The sequence below is a fragment of the Rothia sp. HMSC069D01 genome (assembly GCF_001810135.1).
GTDB lineage: Bacteria > Actinomycetota > Actinomycetes > Actinomycetales > Micrococcaceae > Rothia.
Genome location: NZ_KV800108.1, coordinates 80428 through 98158 on the forward strand (window position 1 = coordinate 80428; position 17731 = coordinate 98158).

The 17731-nt window shown below is 61.1% G+C and carries 10 protein-coding genes; 7 read left to right on the plus strand and 3 right to left on the minus strand.

What is annotated here, in order from left to right; translation table 11 throughout:
- Positions 1-13: 13 nt before the first annotated feature.
- Positions 14-1066: a 3-oxoacyl-ACP synthase III gene (locus tag HMPREF2710_RS04870; RefSeq protein WP_049363034.1), complete on the minus strand. Its 1053-nt coding sequence runs from the start codon at positions 1064-1066 to the stop codon at positions 14-16.
- Positions 1067-1387: 321 nt separating this feature from the next.
- Here HMPREF2710_RS04870 and HMPREF2710_RS04875 point away from each other — a divergent pair, with 321 nt between their 5' ends.
- The 6 genes from HMPREF2710_RS04875 (at position 1388) to adhP (ending at position 11419) form a co-directional block, all read left to right on the plus strand.
- Entirely contained in the window at positions 1388-4693 is a 3306-nt protein-coding gene (locus tag HMPREF2710_RS04875) for a chromosome segregation SMC family protein (RefSeq protein ID WP_083303514.1), read from the plus strand.
- Between the two features lie 326 nt (positions 4694-5019).
- The gene (gene trpB / locus HMPREF2710_RS04880; protein WP_070599825.1) at positions 5020-6354 is read left to right on the plus strand and encodes a tryptophan synthase subunit beta; all 1335 of its coding nucleotides are present in this window, start codon (positions 5020-5022) and stop codon (positions 6352-6354) included.
- Complete coding sequence (gene trpA, locus HMPREF2710_RS04885) at positions 6354-7208, plus strand: tryptophan synthase subunit alpha (RefSeq protein WP_070599827.1); 855 nt, start codon at positions 6354-6356, stop codon at positions 7206-7208. Before trpB ends, trpA begins: the two co-directional genes overlap by 1 nt.
- A complete protein-coding gene (lgt, locus tag HMPREF2710_RS04890; protein WP_070599829.1) occupies positions 7208-8224 on the plus strand; it encodes a prolipoprotein diacylglyceryl transferase in 1017 nt (338 codons plus the stop codon). The genes trpA and lgt overlap by 1 nt, the downstream gene beginning before the upstream one ends.
- A 325-nt stretch (positions 8225-8549) precedes the next feature.
- Positions 8550-9932 (plus strand): phosphoenolpyruvate synthase, encoded by a 1383-nt coding sequence (locus HMPREF2710_RS04895; protein ID WP_070599831.1) that lies wholly within the window; start codon positions 8550-8552, stop codon positions 9930-9932.
- Between the two features lie 461 nt (positions 9933-10393).
- A complete protein-coding gene (gene adhP / locus HMPREF2710_RS04900; protein WP_049349127.1) occupies positions 10394-11419 on the plus strand; it encodes an alcohol dehydrogenase AdhP in 1026 nt (341 codons plus the stop codon).
- A 936-nt stretch (positions 11420-12355) separates the two neighbouring features.
- Here adhP and HMPREF2710_RS04905 read toward each other — a convergent pair.
- Together HMPREF2710_RS04905 and HMPREF2710_RS04910 are read right to left on the minus strand one after the other, a co-directional pair.
- Positions 12356-14296: a lysozyme gene (locus HMPREF2710_RS04905; protein WP_070599832.1), complete on the minus strand. Its 1941-nt coding sequence runs from the start codon at positions 14294-14296 to the stop codon at positions 12356-12358.
- Positions 14297-14967: 671 nt separating this feature from the next.
- Positions 14968-15540 (minus strand): flavodoxin domain-containing protein, encoded by a 573-nt coding sequence (locus HMPREF2710_RS04910; protein ID WP_070599834.1) that lies wholly within the window; start codon positions 15538-15540, stop codon positions 14968-14970.
- A 521-nt stretch (positions 15541-16061) separates the two neighbouring features.
- On the opposite strand from HMPREF2710_RS04910, the gene pyk reads away from it, so the two are divergent.
- A complete protein-coding gene (gene pyk / locus HMPREF2710_RS04915; protein ID WP_049363045.1) occupies positions 16062-17525 on the plus strand; it encodes a pyruvate kinase in 1464 nt (487 codons plus the stop codon).
- Positions 17526-17731 lie beyond the last annotated feature (206 nt).

The following is a 17731-nucleotide window of genomic DNA, read 5'->3' on the forward strand; positions in this document are numbered from 1 at the left end:
GCTGGCTAACGGGTTACCACTGAATCTCAAGCAGGGCAGTGTTCAGGCCAGAACCCACACCCATGCACAGAATACGGTCGCCCTTCGTGTAGGTCGGCGCGCACTCGGCGAGAGTCATCGGCAGAGCCGCCGCAGCCACATTGCCCCACTTCGGGAAGGTCAAGGGGATGCGCTCACGCTCAATACCGACCGCCTCAATAATGGCGTTTGTGTGGGCGTTAGAAATCTGATGGGTCACGTAGGAGGTCATATCGTTCCACTCCCAGCCGTCCTGATGCGCCTGCTCCCACGCCTGCGCCACCAGCTCCAGACCGTGCTTGAGCAGGCCCTCAGCGTCAGTGTTCATGCCCTGATCCGCCTCGCCACCGATGCACAGGTTACGGTGCTCAGTGCCCGCGCGGGACACCGAACCGACGATGCGGTGACCCTCCGGGTGGCGGTCAGCACGGCCAATCACAGCCGCCGCCGCGCCCGAACCGAGGGTCAGGGTCGCAAACTGAGCCAGCACATCCTCGCGGGTCGAATCGGGGTTGTTCAGGATGCGCACCGCGGTACGGTGCCACGGGGAGGGGTCCTCGCCAGCGACAATCAGAGCGTAGTCGATAGCGCCCGCATCAATCATGGTGGAGGCGACAGTCATCGCGTTCACAAAGCCCAGGCAGGCGTTCGTAATATCGAAGTTCAGGGCGTGACGCGGCAGCTCCAGACGGTCGTGCACACCCACCGAAACGGCGGGCTCAAAGTTATCGCGAGTCACCGAAGCGTTAATCAGCAGGCCAATCTGGGAGCGGTCAATACCCGCCTGCTCGATAGCCTTCTCGGCTGCGGCAACAACGCCGTCCTCGAAGGTCTGGCCCTCAGCCCAACCGCGGCGAGTGCTAATACCGGCAAGACGCTCCAGCAGGCCCTTCGGCATGCGCAGACGCTTGTAGGTTTGGGCCAGCTGCTCATCGAAGTAGTCGCTCGTGACGACCTCCGGAGGCAGCTCATGGGTAATAGACAGCAGAGCTGCGTTAGCGTGGCGAATGTCAGAGTTTGTGCCGACCTTATCGGCGGATGCATTCATCAATGGTGTGGCCCTTGTAAATAGAAGTCAGTGGGATACAAAGACGGCGGGGATGCGCACAGCGGCCCCGCAGAATTCGTGATGCTCATTCCAATCTACCGCACCGACCGGGCGAACCCGTATCCGTAGACCCAATATGAACGCGCCCGTTCACCCCGCGCGTAAGATGATGCAGAATGAGGAACTTTGAACCCCCTTCACCCCGTGCACGTTCACGCCGCCCGCCCGCCGCACCGCGTACACTAGAGGGATGCCGCCACGCACCACAGAACGTGCCCGGCACACACCAGTTCTTCTGCAGAAAGGCCCCTTGTGCACCTGATGTCGCTGACCCTGCGCGGGTTCAAGTCTTTCGCCTCCGCAACCACTTTTGAGTTCACCCCCGGCATTAACGCGGTGGTCGGCCCCAACGGCTCCGGCAAGTCCAACGTGCTGGATGCGCTCGCCTGGGTCATGGGTGAGCAGGGCGCTAAGAGCCTGCGCGGCGGCAGCATGAAGGACGTTATCTTCGCGGGCTCCGGTGAGGCTGGTTCGGGCGACGGCGCCCAGCGTGCACCCCTGGGCCGCGCCAAAGTCACCCTGACTTTCGATAATTCTGATGGCACCCTCAGCATTCCCGCTGATCGGGTGCAGATTTCGCGCACCATGTTCCGCTCCGGCGGCAGCGAGTACGAGATTAACGGCTCCCCGGCGCGCCTTGCCGACATTCAGGACCTGCTCTCGGAGGCGGGTCTGGGTCAGCAGATGCACGTGCTCGTCGGCCAGGGTCAGCTGGATGCGGTCCTGCACGCCACCGCGCAGCAGCGCCGCGACATGATCGAGCAGGCGGCGGGCGTGGTCAAGTACCGCCGCCGCCAGGAGAAGACCAGCCGCAAGCTGGAGTCTGTGGCATCGAACGTTACCCGCCTGAGCGACCTGGTTGCCGAGCTGGATTCGCAGTTGCAGCCGCTGAGCGAGCAGGCAGAATCCGCCGCGACCGCGCGCCAGCTGCAGGCGCGCATCCGCCAGCTGGAGGCGGTGCTTTTGACCCGTCAGCTGGGTATTCTGCAGGCTGAGCAGACGCAGGCTCTCGCCTCCGAGGCGGAAGGTACCCGCCGCGCCGAAGCCCTGAAAGAACAGCTGGAGGCGGCGCGTGCCGCATCCGCGAAGCATCAGCAGGAGCAGAACCGCCTGAACGCCGAGGTCACCGCCTGTCAGAAGGCCGTGTCGACCCTGCGCGAGTCCGCCGCGCGCGTGCGCACCGTGCAGTCCATCGCCGCCGAGCGCGTGCGCACCTACCGCGTGGAACTGACCGAGGCAACCGCCGCCGCCCGCGCCGGATACGAACGCGCCCTGGAACTGCTGGAGGAGCGCCGCGAAGAGGCAGAGCGCGCGGTGGAAAGCTACGCCAGCTTTGAGGAACGCTACGATGCGGCGCTGAAGAATGTTGAGAAGGCGGCGTCCGAGGTGGCGCAGACTGAGCGCGCCTCGGGTGAGGCGGCGCAGTCTCGTGCCCGCGCGCAGGCCCGGCTGAATGCCGCCCGCGCCGCTGCGGTGGAGGCGACCCGCGCCTACGCGGCGGCGGCAGAGCGTGCCGCAACCCTGCGTGAGGCGCTGGGCCAGAGCCTGGGAGAGGCGCCCGCCGAACTGGACACTGAATCTGCTGAGGCGGTGTTCGACCCCGAGACCGGCGAGCTCGTGGAGCCTTCGAGTGAGGCAGAGGGCGCGAGCCTGCTGCGCGTGCTGGATGCCGTGCAGATTGACCCCGAGTACGCGCGTGCGGCGTCTGCGGCGCTGACCTCGCTGGCGACCGCAGTGTTGAGCGTGCCGGTTGAGGGCGCCGAGGTGTCGCAGCTGCGTGGTGATCAGGGTGATGAAAGCAGTGAATCTGCCGCGAAGGAACTTTCAACAGAACTGCCCGAAACCACCCTGCCCGAACCCTGCGCCACCGAGCTGCGTGAGCTGGGTATCCGCCCCGCAACCGAGATGATTGAACCGCTCAGCGAGGATGCCGCCGCACTCGCCGGCATCGACGAGCACGCCCTGGCGCGCGTCACCGCGGCGCTGAGTGAGCGCCTGGCGGGCGTGCTGTTCGCGCCGGATGCCGCCTCCGCAGAGCAAGCCCTGCACCTGCTCGCAGAGAATACCCTCGCAGGTCAGCGCACTATCTGGCGTATTTTTGACCCCGCAGGCACCGAACACACCCGCTACAGCCTGCTCTACCCGGCTGAGGGCGCCAGCCCCCTGGAACTCGCCGCCGCATACCGCGCCGCCTCCCAGGTCGTGACCCGCACCCGCACCGAACTAGACGAAGCCGAGCAGGCCGTTCAGCAGGCTCAGACCGCGGCAGAATCGGCGGTCGAAGCAGAACGCGAGGCAGCGAAGGCGGCGGGCGTGGCGAGCGCCGAGCATGCCCGCGCCCGCGCCCAGGCGGAGTCCCTGGAAGCATCCGCGCAGAATATTCAGAATGAGCGCGCCCGCCTGAACGAGCGCCTCACCGCCGCGGAGGAATCCGTAGCCGAAGCGCGCACCGCCTACGAGTCGGCGCGCACCCGCGAGGATTCCTACCTGGCGGGCACGGGGGAGCAGGCTCCCGCGGCGACAATTGAGCGCCGCGCCCAGCGTCTGGGTGAGGTGCTTGCCGAGCAGGTGAGCGAGCGTGAGCAGCAGCTGCACGAGCTGAGCGGCGCCCTGAAGAACGCCCAGGAGGGCCTGACCAGCACGAACGATGAGGTGCAGGATTTGCAGGCGGCGCACGCGGCGGCACTGACCCTGCTGGCGCGCACCCAGACGGAGGCGGCGCGCGTACAGGAGCGTGTGCAGGCGCTGGCTGAGCGTGCCCGCCTGGTGACCGGTTTGACCTTGGAGCAGCTGGAGGAGGAGTACTCCGAGCAGCTGCCGGTTGACGTGCCCGCAGATGAGGCGTCCGAAAACGACGCCTCCGAAAATGCTGCTACCGAAACGGCATCAGAGGCCACCGAAGCCTCCACCGAGAGCGTCCGCGCTCGCCTCAAGGCAACCCGCGCCGAACTGGAGGCGCTGGGCGCCATTAACCCCCTGGCGCTGGAGGAGTACGAGGCGCTGTCCGAACGCCACGCCTACCTGAACCAGCAGATTGAGGATTTGAAGGCGACCCGCCGCGACCTGAACACGGTCATGGACGAGGTCAGCAGCCACATTGCGGAGGTGTTCACCGCCGCGATGGAGGACATTAACACCCACTACCGCCGCATCTTTGAGACCCTGTTCCCGGGAGGCGAGGGCCACCTGGAGCTGGACGACCCCTCCGATCCGTTGAACTCGGGTGTGGAGATTCACGCGCGCCCGGCGGGTAAGAAGGTCAAGCGCCTGTCGCTGCTGTCCGGCGGTGAGCGTTCGCTCGCGTCGCTGGCGTTGCTGATTGCGATTTATATGTCTCGCCCGTCGCCGTTCTACGCCCTGGATGAGGTTGAGGCGGCGCTAGATGACCGCAACCTCTCGCGCCTGCTGCAGGTGATTGGTGAGCTGGGGGAGCGTTCGCAGCTGATTGTGGTGACGCATCAGAAGCGCACGATGCAGATTGCGGAGACCCTGTACGGGGTGTCGATGCGCGGTGGCGTGTCGACGGTGCTTTCTCAGCAGATGGAGGAGCTGCGCGAGCTGCTGTAGTCCGCCGCGCTTGCCAGACCCTGCCCGACCCGGCCAGACCCAGCCGAGCGCCCCTGCCTCGCCGCTTCTTCCCAGCGTTTAAACCTTCCCATGCGAGCCGCCCATACCCGCGGATACACCCGCCCTGGCGAACGTCACATGTCCTAGGAATGGTCATGTGCACCCCGGGGTATTGTTCACCGCCTGCGCCCGGGTACTATAGGGGGATATGTGCGAACACCGTCCACCTATTCGCGGTTGGCGTGGTGTTTCGCTGTGATCAGGCCTGATGCCCCGCCCTACCCGCGGCGCGCGTCCGGCGGCAACCATCCAGGGAAGGAATAGTGATGAGCGAGAACCTGGCAGAAGCTTTCCTCAACGGCGAGTCGTTGAAGAATGCCCCCGGCCCCTATTTTGGTGAGTACGGCGGGCGGTGGATGCCCGAGTCGCTGATTGCCGCCATGGATGAGCTGGAGGCGACCTTTAACGAGGCGAAGAACGACCCCGAGTTCATTGCTGAGTTCCAGCGTCTTTCTGCTGAGTATTCGAACCGTCCGTCGCTGCTGACTGAGGTTCCGAAGTTCTCTGAGCATGCTGGTGCGCGTGTGTTCCTCAAGCGTGAGGACCTGAACCACACGGGTAGCCACAAGATTAATAACGTGATTGGTCAGGCTCTGCTGGCTAAGCGTATGGGCAAGACCCGTCTGATTGCTGAGACCGGTGCGGGTCAGCACGGTGTTGCGACTGCGACTGCGGCTGCGCTGTTTGGCATGGAGTGCGTGGTCTACATGGGTGAGGAAGACACTGAGCGTCAGTCGCTGAACGTGGCTCGTATGCAGTTGCTGGGCGCGAAGGTGATTGCGGTTCAGAACGGTTCCCGCACCCTCAAGGACGCCATTAATGAGGCGCTGCGCGACTGGGTTGCGAACGTTGAGAACACCCACTACCTGCTGGGTACCGCCGCGGGTGCGCACCCGTTCCCTGCGATGGTGCGTTTCTTCCACGACGCTATTGGTTCTGAGGCGCGCGAGCAGATTCTTGCTGAGACTGGCCGCCTGCCCGATGGTATTGCTGCCTGCGTGGGTGGCGGTTCGAACGCGATTGGTCTGTTCCACGCGTTCTTGGACGATTCGTCGGTTGAGATTTACGGTTTTGAGGCTGGCGGCGACGGCGTGGAGACCGGCCGTCACGCGGCGACCATTACTCTGGGCCGCCCGGGCATGCTGCACGGCGCGATGACCTACCTGATGCAAGATGAGGACGGCCAGACCATTGAGTCCCATTCGATTTCTGCTGGTCTGGATTACCCGGGCGTGGGTCCGGAGCACTCCTACCTGTCCGATATTGGTCGCGTGACCTACGAGCCGGTGACTGACACCGAGGCGATGGACGCTCTGCGTCTGCTCTGCCGCACCGAGGGTATTATTCCGGCGATTGAGTCCTCGCACGCTCTGGCGGGCGCGTTGCGCGTGTGCCAGCGTTGGGCTGCTGAGGATCCGGAGGCGGCACGCGAGAAGACGATGATTGTCTGCCTGTCGGGCCGCGGCGATAAGGACATGGAGACCGCGCTGAAGTGGTTCGGCCTGGGTAAGGCGATTCCGTCCTCGACCCTGATGACCGGTAATAAGGAAGCTGCCGCATCCGCTGCACAGAACGCACAGGCTGAAAGTGAGGCTAAGTAATGAGCTACCAGGACGCTATTTCTCAGGCGGCACCCTTTGAGGTGCTGGACGGTACGTTCCCGACTGCTAACCCCGATTCGCCGCTGGCGGCTCGCCTGGCTGAGTGTGAGAAGCAGGGGCGTGCGGCGCTGATTGGCTACCTGCCGGTGGGCTTCCCGACCCTGGACGAGTCGATTGACGCGGCGATTGCTTTGGGCAATAACGGCGCGGACATTATTGAGCTGGGCGTGCCTTATTCTGATCCGGTCATGGATGGCCCGGTGATTCAGAAGGCGACCGGCGTGGCGCTGGAGAACGGTTTCAAGCTTCCTCAGCTCTTTGAGGCTGTCCGCCGCATTACCGAGGCGACCGACGCGGTGGTTGTCGTGATGACGTACTGGAACCCGGTTCTGGCGTACGGTGTGAAGAATTTTGCGCGTGATTTGGCTGCAGCCGGTGGCGCGGGCATGATCACCCCGGACCTGGTGCCTGATGAGGCGTCGGCGTGGTTTGAGGCTTCTGATGAGTACGGTCTGGACCGTATTTTCTTGGCTGCTCTGTCTTCGTCGCCGGAGCGCCTGGCGACCATCGCGAAGGCGTCGAGCGGCTTCGTGTACGCCGTATCCGTGATGGGCGTGACCGGTGCCCGCACCTCCGTGTCGGAGGCGGCACGCACCCTGGTTGCGGACATTAAGGCTGCCGGTGCGCCTCGTGCGTGCGTGGGCCTGGGCGTTTCGACTCGTGCCCACGTTGAGGAGATTGGCGAGTATGCGGATGGCGTGATTGTCGGTACCGCGCTGGTGAAGGCTTTGGCTTCTGGCGGTGTTGAGGCGGTGGCTAAGCTGACCCGTGAGCTGGCGGGGCGTGAAGGCTAATGTCTGATGTGCTGTCGCTGGCGAGCGCGCCGGTAGCTAACGTGCTGGCTTCGATTCCCTCTCCGAGCGTTTCGTACCTGCAGCTGGGCCCGTTCCGTGTGCATTTCTATGCCCTGTGTATTCTGGCGGGTATGGCGGTGTGCTTGTGGCTGGGTTCTCGCCGTTGGAAGGCGGCGGGTGGTACCCCTGAGCGCGTTTTTGACGTGGCGATGTGGGCTATTCCGGCGGGCATTATTGGTGCCCGCGCCTACCATGTGCTGATTACTGACCCGGGTAGCTATTTCGGTCCGAATGTTGCTGATCCGTGGGCTTTCCTGAAGATTTGGGAGGGCGGCATCGGCATTATGGGTGCCGTGTCGGTTGGTGCGTTGGGCGCCTGGTATGGTTGCCGCCGCTACGGGATGAATTTCCCCGCTTTTGCGGATGCGGTAGCGCCGGGTATTCTGCTGGCTCAGGCATTTGGCCGCTGGGGTAACTGGTTCAACCAGGAGCTGTTCGGCAAGCCGACGACTCTGCCGTGGGGCTTGGAGATTAGCGCCTCGAGCGGTAATTTCCCGACCCAGTATCCGGCGGGTACGCTGTTCCATCCGACGTTCCTGTACGAGTCGCTGTGGAACCTGCTGGGTGTGGCGTTGCTACTGTGGCTGGGCCGTAAGGGCGTGCTGAAGCTGGGGCAGACCCTGTGGCTGTACGTGTTCTACTACGGTGTGGGTCGCCTCTTCATTGAGATGTTCTTGCGTATTGATACCTCGGAGATGCTCTGGGGCGTTCGTATTCACGTGTGGACTGCTCTGTTGCTGGTTCTGCTGGGTGCTGCTGGTTTTGTGGTGGCTGGTCGTCGTGCGGCGGCGAAGGCTGCTGCAGGTATTGAGCCGGCTCCGGCGGAGTTCGCTCCGAAGCCTGCCGCAGATGAGTCTGCAGAGGACGCTGAGGAGAAGGCAACCGAGAAGGCATCCAAGAAGGCAGAGTCCGCCGAGGATTCTGACTCTTCTGAGTCTTCGACGAAGGGCTCCTAGCTTTCATCTACTGGCTTTCGTCTTCTAGCTCCGTCTAAATTTCATAGAAAAACCGCCGGATGGGGGAGTGCCCCCATCCGGCGGTTTTTTGTGCCCGCTATTTGTGCTTGCTGTCTGCTTCTTGCTGGTGGATGTTCTCATGGTGGCATGTGCCGGTGCCCTGTACGGATTTGGGCTGTTGAGAAGGCATAATAGAGGTATTGCGTGTGGCGGGCACCCGCGTAAGGGGCATGAGGCTCCGCGTAAGGAGTATGAGGCTCTTCGAATGGTGAAGCCCGTCGCGTCTGCGTTTAGAAACACCCACTCAACGTACAGGATTTTTATCGTGAGCTCTTCTGCCGGCGATTCTTCGCGCCCCGTTTCTCCTTCTTCTCGCCCTGGTCTGTCTCGCCGCCGCCTGGTGGCTGGTGCGGCGTGGGCTGCCCCGGTTGTTGTGGCGTCGTCGGTGATTCCGGCGTATGCGGCTTCTGATGAGGAAGGCGAGTGCACCGGCCCTTACGAGGATTCGACGATGATCACTGCCGGTGACGGCGTGAAGAAGGTTGCCGTGCTGACGGTTCCTGCGGGCGCTAAGCGTATGCGTTTTACTGCTGTGGGCGGTGCTGGCGGCACGAACTACACTGTGGCTGATGCCGGTTCCGGCGCGATGGTGGAGGGTTCTATGGCTGTGCGTGGCGGCCAGACTATTACTCTGACTGCCGGTTCGGGCGGTATCGGTAATGGTGAGCTGAAGCCCGCTGAGGGTGGCGACGGCTACGGTGTGGGCGGCTCCTCGAAGGCTTCTTCGCCGGTTCCCGCGAACGTTGTTTCTGCGATTAATGATTTGACCCGCATTTCTGGTGGTGTGACCGGTCGCGGCGGCATGAGCGCTGTGCTGTATTCGGCGTCCGGCGGTGGTTCGTCCGCTATTGAGGTGGATGGTGTGCCGATGATTGTTGCCGGCGGCGGTGGCGGTGCTGGCGTTCTGGCGTCGTATGCGACGGTTCTGCCGAATCCCGCGAATGCGGGTGCTGTGCGCCCGACCGCGCACTATTCGCTTGATAGCTCCGGTGGCGAGCACCAGTTCAGCACCGGTGGTGGCGCTGGTTCGGGTGACGGCGACGGTTCGCCCGGTTTTGTTGGTTTCACCTCGTACGAGGCGCAGTCTAAGCCGATTCTGACGGTGAACCCGGGTTCGGGTGCTGCCGGTGGTGTTGGCGGTGCTGGCGGTGAGAAGCTGGACCCGCCGACTGCTGACGGCCCGGTGATTGGTTTTTCGAGTACCTCCACTCAGAAGCTGGTGAGCACTGCGACTGCCGGTGCGGCGGGTGCGAGCGGTTTCCGCGCGAAGGGCGCCGATGGTGTGGCGAGCTATTCGTACCAGTGGGATCAGACCCCGGAGGGTGCCGATAACCGCCCGTCGAACGCTGGTGAGCTGTTTAATGGCTACCAGTCGGTGGTTTCTGGAGGCGGTGGCGCCGGTTATGGCGGCGGCGGCTCGGGTGCTGCGTTGAGTGTTTCGGCTCGTGTGGTGTCACAGAAGTGGAATAACGATTCGGCTCGTGCCCGCTATGCGGTGGGTTCGGTACAGCTGGCTGGCGGTGGCGCTGGCGGTGGTACGTTCATGGATTCTACGGTGCGCATCATGGATCTGGGTTGGGCGTTGAACGCTCCGAACGGTCCGGGTGAGCGCGGCGCCGGCTATATTGAGGTTGCTTTCTGCTTCTAGGCAGCTAAGTCTCATCGGCTAAGAGTTCCTATGTGCCTGTAGGAATCGTATAGGTGTAGATTGAACCCTTTCTTTAGGGTGGTATGCGCCTCAAACTTAATATTTAAATTTTTTTATGAATGCCCCCAGGCCGCTGGTTTGGGAGGCATTCTCATCTTCTGTGTCGGTTCGTCATAGAGTCATATCAACCTTTAGCGGTTTTTAGCGGTTTAGCGCATTGATTGAAATAGATCTTATCGAAAGCTCATCCTCGCTCGCGTGCCGACCCCTAAATAACCCCTCTGTCATATTCGGGGGTAAACCTTTAGACTGGCAGCTCATCATTGTACTGTGGAAATGTAAAGAATATGCGCACCCACCCCGCTAGGTTGCAAAGCGTAGATTGCAGCTTGCGGTTTGCAGCTTGCGGCTTGAGTGTGGCTACCAATGACAAAGGAGTTTAGATCATGTGCAAGGAAACCATGAAGGCTGTTGTTGTCCCTGAGAAGGTTGACGGTTCGGTTGTTGTCCGTGAGGTCCCCGTTCCGGAGGTTGGTCACGGCCAGGCGCTCGTGAAGATTGAGTACTCGGGCGTGTGCCACACTGACCTGCACGTGGCTGCCGGTGATTTCGGTGAGCTTCCGGGCCGTATTCTGGGCCACGAGGGCGTTGGTCGTGTCGTCAAGGTCGGCGAGGGCGTCGAGTCCCTGAAGGAAGGCGACCGCGTGTCGGTGGCTTGGTTCTTTGAGGGCTGCGGCCACTGCGAGTACTGCACCTCGGGTCGTGAGACCCTGTGCCGTTCGGTCAAGAACGCCGGCTACACCGTCGACGGCGCCATGAGCGAGTACACCCTGGTGCCCGCTGATTATGCTGTGAAGGTTCCCGAGGGCCTTGACCCGGCGCAGGCTAGCTCCATTACCTGCGCTGGTGTGACCACCTACAAGGCAACCAAGGAGTCGCTGGTTCGCCCGGGTCAGTGGCTGGTCGCTTACGGCGCTGGCGGTCTGGGCAACCTGGCTGTTCAGTACGCTAAGAAGGTTTTCGGTGCCAAGGTTATCGCTGTTGATATCAACGACGACAAGCTGGCTCTGGCTCGTAAGGTCGGTGCTGATCACGTCATCAACGGCCGTGAGGTTGAGGACGTTCCGGCTCGTATTCGCGAGCTGACCGGCGGCGGCGCTCACGCTGCTGTGGTGACCGCTGTGTCGAAGGTTGCGTTCAACCAGGCTATCGAGTCGGTTCGTGCGGGCGGTTCCGTGGTGGCTGTTGGTCTGCCTTCGGAGATGATGGAGCTGTCCATTGTGAAGATCGTTCTGGACGGTATCCGCGTGGTGGGTTCCCTGGTGGGCACCCGTCAGGATTTGGCGGAGGCGTTCCAGTTCGGTGCTGACGGCCTCGTGGTTCCGGTGGTTCAGCTGCGTGAGGTTGACGAGGCACCGGCTGTCTTCGAGGAAATGACTGCTGGTAAGATTACCGGCCGTATGGTTCTGGACTTCGCTAGCCTCTAAGCTGGCGGATGGTTCGAGGCGCCCGGTAGGGCCTCAAGGTCTCACTCGACTGGGGTCTTGCCGGTAGTTTCGATGGTTATAGCGCCTAGGGCGCATCCCGTGTGGCGGGGGAGTATGGGTACTCTTTCTGCTGTGCATACGACGCGGGGTGCGCCTTAGTGTTTTTAATGCGGTGTTGCAGAGTTGCCGAGTTTTTGAGAGCCGTTATCGTATGGAGCCGAATTCCTCTGTGAGTACTAGGCACCTAAACGTAATATATCCAGAAATTTATTTTTGAAATATTCGGGGAATATCTCAAAATTCTCACTAAATTAGTTCAATAGAGTATCTTGTTTGACATCTATAGGCCTCAAAATGCATACTTGTATTGTAAACATTCAACCACTGGTTGAGGCGTAATATTTGCCGAAGAGATAGGTTTCGAACGCCCCTGCACATACCCTTGAAGTAACGGTATATGACGTCTGAAGGTTTCGGCCCTCCTAGATATCGATTCCTTCTCCCGGAACGCCATACCCGGGTGAATATCAGCATCTTCGTACCGTGCCGTTATTCACCATTGAGTCCTTAATTCCGGCCAGGCGCCCCTTTAGACACCTTCGGATTGAGGTCTCACCAACGATTAGTGTGGGCCCCACGGACATAGTCAATGGGGACTATGTCCGCCACACTAATCCGGGGCTTTTAGGACACTGCATGACTTCGAGGCGGCACACCCGCCACGCCATAAATTTACCTGCCGGCACGGGTAACATAGCCGGGTTCTCTACTCACTCGGTAACCCACCCGCTGCAGAACGCATCTTGATTTTTGTGTTGTTCAGAAGATACGTCCTGTAGCAAAAGAACGAGGGGCACCTCTGCCAGGTGCCCCTCGTTTTTATATGCGCGTTGCAGTGTTTATTAGCTGCCGCGCCGTTGAGTAAATGCCACGCTCTTAGTAGATACCGCGCCGCGCGGTCCAGCGGATCGTGCCGCGCTCAAAGTCCATGTAGTACACGCCGTTCACGTAGGATTCGTCGCCGCGTGCCGCACCGTAACGGGCGCTATTCTTCTCCCAATGCTTGAAAATCGCGCCGTTACCGTTGGTTTCGTACGCACCGTACGCATCCGACCAGAGCAGTACCTTACCCGAGGCGAACTGAATCTGAGCACCCGTGGAGGTAACAATCTCGTCGGTCACCGGTGCACCCCAGGCTCCGCGGTGCTGCAGGAAGCGGTGGTAGAACGCGCCGCCGGTGTGCAGGCGGTGGGTGCCGGTCTGTGCGGACCACACGTAGGTGGTGTTGCCGGTGAATTCCTGTTTGATGAGGCCGTTGCCCAGGTTCTGCTCGTCGGTGGTGGGCACGCCCCTCATGCCAGCTGCACGCCAGGTCGCGTAGATGGAGCCGCGCTCATTGATGATGTGGGTGCCGGTAGCGGCAGACCAGTAGGCGCCCTCACCGTTAGCGAAGGAGACTGCGATGGTCTCGGAGCGGGTTTCCTCGTCGGTGGTCAGGCCGCGGAATCGTGCCACGTCCGAGCGGAACTTATGATCCAGGCCGCCGTTGGTGACCAGCCAGTGCGAACCGTGAGAGTTCGTCCAGTAGATGGTCTTGCCGTTGGTGAACTTCTGCGCATACACGCCGTTGGTCAGGGTGTACTCGGTACCGATCGGGTCGCCGTAGAAGGAGCGGTTCTTATTCCAGAAGTTACCGATGCCGGTGCGAATATCAATGGAACCGGTCGCGGTGGTCACCACGTTAGAATCCTGTGCCGCACGGTCTTTTGCCGCACGGTCTTCCACAGCGCGGTCCTGGCCGTTCGACCAGTTGCGGTGCACAGCCTTCGGGTTCTTCGCCAGAACCTTCAGATCGTTCACGGTGCCGGGGAAGAAGTTCGAGTCACCCACGAACGGGCCCGAATCGGTGAACTGCCAAATGTCGTAGCCGCTCCAACCCGCCGGAATCGCACCGACCACGGTCGAGTAGCTTGCCAGGTGCAGTGGCAGAACGCCGAACTGCTGCGAACCCACGCACTGCGACCACCAGGAGGTTGCGGTGTACACCATCGGGTCGCGACCGGTCAGCGAACGGTAGGTGTCCACGAAGTCGCGGGTCCAGGCGGTCAGCTGTGCCGGGGTCATGTTGAAGCAGGTGTTGCCGTAGGCGGGGTAGGGGTTGAACTCGATGTCCAGCAGGCCGGGCAGGGTCTTGCCGTCGGCAGTCCACGCGCCACCATTCTGCACGAAGTAGCGTGCCTGATCGGCACCCGAGGAGGTGCGGGGGTTTGCGAAGTGGTAGGCGCCACGCACCATGCCGACCTGTGCCGAACCGTTGTACTGCTGACCGAAGTAGGGGTTGGTGTAGTAGGTGCCCTCGGTTGCCTTCACGTAGGCGAAGCGGGAACCTGCGGCGTAGGCGCTCGCCCAGTCCACGTTCTGCTGGTGCGAGGAGACGTCCATACCGAGGGTGCCGCCGGAGGGGGTCCATGCGGAGCGGCCCTGTGCCAGCGCTTGACCGGGTGCCAGTGCCTGACCGGCTGCCGGAGCTCGACCAGCTCCCAGACCCTGCGCGGAGCTCTGGGTCGCGGAAATACCGCTCAGGGTTGCGGTAGAAGCGGGGGAGATGGCACCGGTGCGTGCATTGGCTGTGCCCAGGCGTTCGCGCTCGCCCGCACCCATGGCGGGGTTGGAGCGTTCGACCAGGGATGCATCCGGGGCGGGGGCGTAGGTGAGCTCCTCGTAGGATGCGTTGGGGTTGACCTCTGCGGCTACGCTCGCGCTGGGGGCGGCGAAGGCTGCGGGAACGGAGGTGAGGGATGCGGCGACCAGGGTGACTGCGGACGCCATGATGGAGCGGGCTGCCGCGGAGCGTGCGGCAGTCTGGAGTTTCTTCATAGATTTTGCCTGTGTTTGAGAGGTGGATGTGTCGATGTGGCCCTGTGTGGGGGCTTCTGACACGAGTGAATATGTGGGGTAGTTGAAGTGATGTGTGTCGGTCGCCGGGTATGTCATGCGGCTGACACAGCTAACAGCGTACGGTACCTGCACCGATGTGCGCAATGATTTGGGGTGTCATTCTGGCGGCATATCTTTCGCAGAGTGCACAGTAACCTGGAATCTTTGGGGTGCCTGTTTTACTTTGTGGCTTGTCGGTGCATTTATTGGCTCAAATTTTTGTGAAGAATTTTAGGCACGCGACACGTTGCTGCGTTGCACATTTCACTGTGTGGACCGCGCTATTGGGTTGCCTGCCTGTCGAGGTGTCTAGCGGGGTGTCGAGCGCGGTGTGATCGGACTGAGGGAATACCTCTTGGGGCATAAAGGAAGGGGGTGGGCCGCACACACAAAGACCCACCCCCTCAGTATCCGGCTACTGTTGGGGTGCGGCCTCGCACCTAGCATCCGGAGTTACATGGCCGATGCAGGAGAGATGAAGAGTCATCGACCACGTATATGGTGCCTGTTGGCACGTTTTTCTCGGCTCTTCCCGCCCGCTCTTTCAGGTTCTGGTGTCCGGCTGAAAGAGACGGGTGGGAAGAGGCGAAAGCTTGTGTTTCCCGAAAGGCTTAGAGGAACTTTGCGATGTCCTCAATCAGCGGCTTGAGGGTCTCGCGATCGATGTACTCAGCCTTGCCGGTCTTGTAGCATTCGAGCATCTGCTTGATGCCCTCGTTGGGGTTCGGGTTCGCCATGAGCCATGCGCGCACCGGGCCCTTCAGGGCGGTCTTGTGAGCCAGCGAAATCTTGTCGAAGTCGATGCCGCCACGCAGGTGGTAGACGGGGCGACCTTCGGTCAGTTCGGGGGTGTAGCTCTTGGCGACGGCCTTGTCCAGCAGCTTCTTCGAGTACTCACCGGTGAAGGAGACGGTGAAGAAGGCGGTGCGGTTCTTCTTGGGTGCAATGATCGGCAGAATCTTCTTGCGAAGTGCCGGTGCGCCGTTGAGGAATCCACCGTAGTCGCTGCCGGCAATGACGAAAGCATCGAATGTCTCTGCCTGCTCGGGGGTGACCTTGGAGGCGGGGACAGTCTCAACTTCGGGAGCCTGCGGGAGCGCACGCAGATCTTCTGCCAGCCAGGTGGCGTACTGTTCGGTGTAGCCGTAGGTGGAGCCGAAGATAATCAGCACGCGAGTAGTCATCTGTGAACCTTCCAGATATATTTCGCATTTCAAATACTAATTATGGGTTCCAATATAGGCTAGGCGCGCGAAAATGTGAAATCGCCTAGCTCTTGGATGCCCTATCTATCTTCTCATAGCCCACTCTGAGTGTCTCTAAGTTTTTGTAATATGCTCGAACGTTCTCGAGTGTGACTAAATATTGCGCAGTAGGGGCTAAGTATGGGTAAAAAGTACCCTAATCTACTTTCCGGGCGAGTTGGAGGTGGTGGGGGTAAAAATTGGATTCTTGGGATGCGATTGATGGGGAGAAGTTGTACTCAAAATGCGACCTGAAACACTATTCTTCTGACTGAAAGGGGCGGGAGAAGCATACCCAAATGACACTAAAACCCCTATAATTAGATAAGAAACCCACGCATCCGGCACGTGGCTACATGTTGGAGCACGTGGGAATAATTGGGAATTTGACGTTAGTCTTCCCCGGAAAATCAGTGTGAGCCCTCAGGGGCCACATGAAACAACACACAAAGGTTAGGTACATGAGGCGCGCAAAAATCGTTGCAACCATCGGTCCGGCAATCGAATCCCCCGAGAAGATCTCCGAGGCAATCAAGGCTGGCCTGAACGTCGCCCGTCTAAACATGAGCCACGGTGACCACGCCGAGCACCAGGCACGCTACGACACCATCCGTGACCAGTCTGCAAAGCTCGGTAAGGACGTTGCTATCCTCGCCGACCTGCAGGGCCCCAAGATTCGCCTCGAGCGTTTCGCAAACGGCAAGGAATACCTTGAGCCCGGCGCAGACTTCACCATCACCTCCGAAGACGTTGAAGGTACCGCAGAAATCTGTGGCACCACCTACAAGGGTCTGCCCGGCGACGTAAAGCTCGGTGACAAGCTCCTGCTCGACGATGGCAAGATCCGCCTCGAAGCTATTGAGGTAACTCCCACCCGCGTTCGCACCCGCGTGGTCGTCGGTGGTCCCATCTCCAACAACAAGGGCATCAACCTGCCCGGCGCAGCAGTCTCCCTGCCCGCACTGACCGAGAAGGACGCAAACGACCTGCGCTTCGCACTGAAGATGGGTGCAGACATCATTGCACTCTCCTTCGTCCGTACCGGCGCAGACGTTGACCCCGTCCACAAGATCATGGACGAAGAGGGTATCCGCGTACCCGTCATCGCCAAGATCGAGAAGCCCCAGGCAGTTGAGAACCTGCAGGACATCATCGACAAGTTCGACGGCATCATGGTCGCTCGTGGTGACCTCGGTGTTGAGCTGCCCTTCTCCGAGGTTCCCCTCGTCCAGAAGAAGGCAATCGACATGGCACGCCGCTGGGCAAAGCCCGTCATCGTGGCAACCCAGGTGCTCGAGTCCATGACCGACAACCCCGTCCCCACCCGTGCAGAGGTTTCTGACTGCGCTAACGCAATCCTCGACGGCGCAGACGCAGTGATGCTCTCCGGTGAGACCTCGGTCGGTAAGTACCCGATCCTGACCCTGCAGGCTATGGCTGCAATCGTCAAGGACACCGAAAAGGGCGGTCTGTACCGCGTGCCCGAGCTGGACCGCAAGCCCCGCACCCGCGGTGGCGCAATCACCCGCGCAGCTGTGAACATTGCTGACCAGCTGGATGCAAAGCTCATCGTTACTTTCACCCAGTCCGGTGACTCCGCACGTCGTCTGGCACGTCTGCGTCCCGAGACCCCGATTGTCGCGTTCACCACCAGCTCGAAGGTTCGCTCCTTCCTGTCCATGCTGTGGGGCGTTGAGGCTGAGCAGGTTGAGATGATTACCGATCAGGAAGGTCTGTTCCACTTCGTGGACGAGTACCTGCTGAAGAACGGTCTGGCAGAAGCTGGCGACCTGGTCGTCGTTGCTGCCGGTGCTCCCGCAGGCCGCGCAGGTACCACCAACATGGTTCAGGTACACCGCGTCTACGGTGCTGAGGGCGAGCGCGAGGCTCTGCGTCCTTACGAGGAGAACGAGGTCAAGCGCTAAGCCGTTTACCAATCTTTCCGATGCGTAGCTGAGGGTAATCCTTCGCCTGTACGCCCGGTATATAGAACCGCCGCCCGGTCGTGAACTCTCACGGCCGGGCGGCGGTTTCTTGTGCCTTTATTGTTGCCGCATCCGATGCGCGGGTGGGGTACAAAGGGTATAGAAGCGGATACAGAAAAGCGGCGGGAAAGCTTCAAACTTTCCCG

Bases quoted from the DNA above. Each gene is read 5' to 3' on its own strand.
- pyk (WP_049363045.1), top strand. From the start codon at position 16,062: ATGAGGCGCGCAAAAATCGTTGCAACCATCGGTCCGGCAATCGAATCC.
- HMPREF2710_RS04910 (WP_070599834.1), bottom strand. From the start codon at position 15,540: ATGACTACTCGCGTGCTGATTATCTTCGGCTCCACCTACGGCTACACC.
- HMPREF2710_RS04905 (WP_070599832.1), bottom strand. From the start codon at position 14,296: ATGAAGAAACTCCAGACTGCCGCACGCTCCGCGGCAGCCCGCTCCATC.
- trpA (WP_070599827.1), top strand. From the start codon at position 6,354: ATGAGCTACCAGGACGCTATTTCTCAGGCGGCACCCTTTGAGGTGCTG.
- trpB (WP_070599825.1), top strand. From the start codon at position 5,020: ATGAGCGAGAACCTGGCAGAAGCTTTCCTCAACGGCGAGTCGTTGAAG.
- adhP (WP_049349127.1), top strand. From the start codon at position 10,394: ATGAAGGCTGTTGTTGTCCCTGAGAAGGTTGACGGTTCGGTTGTTGTC.
- HMPREF2710_RS04870 (WP_049363034.1), bottom strand. From the start codon at position 1,066: ATGAATGCATCCGCCGATAAGGTCGGCACAAACTCTGACATTCGCCAC.
- lgt (WP_070599829.1), top strand. From the start codon at position 7,208: ATGTCTGATGTGCTGTCGCTGGCGAGCGCGCCGGTAGCTAACGTGCTG.
- HMPREF2710_RS04875 (WP_083303514.1), top strand. From the start codon at position 1,388: ATGTCGCTGACCCTGCGCGGGTTCAAGTCTTTCGCCTCCGCAACCACT.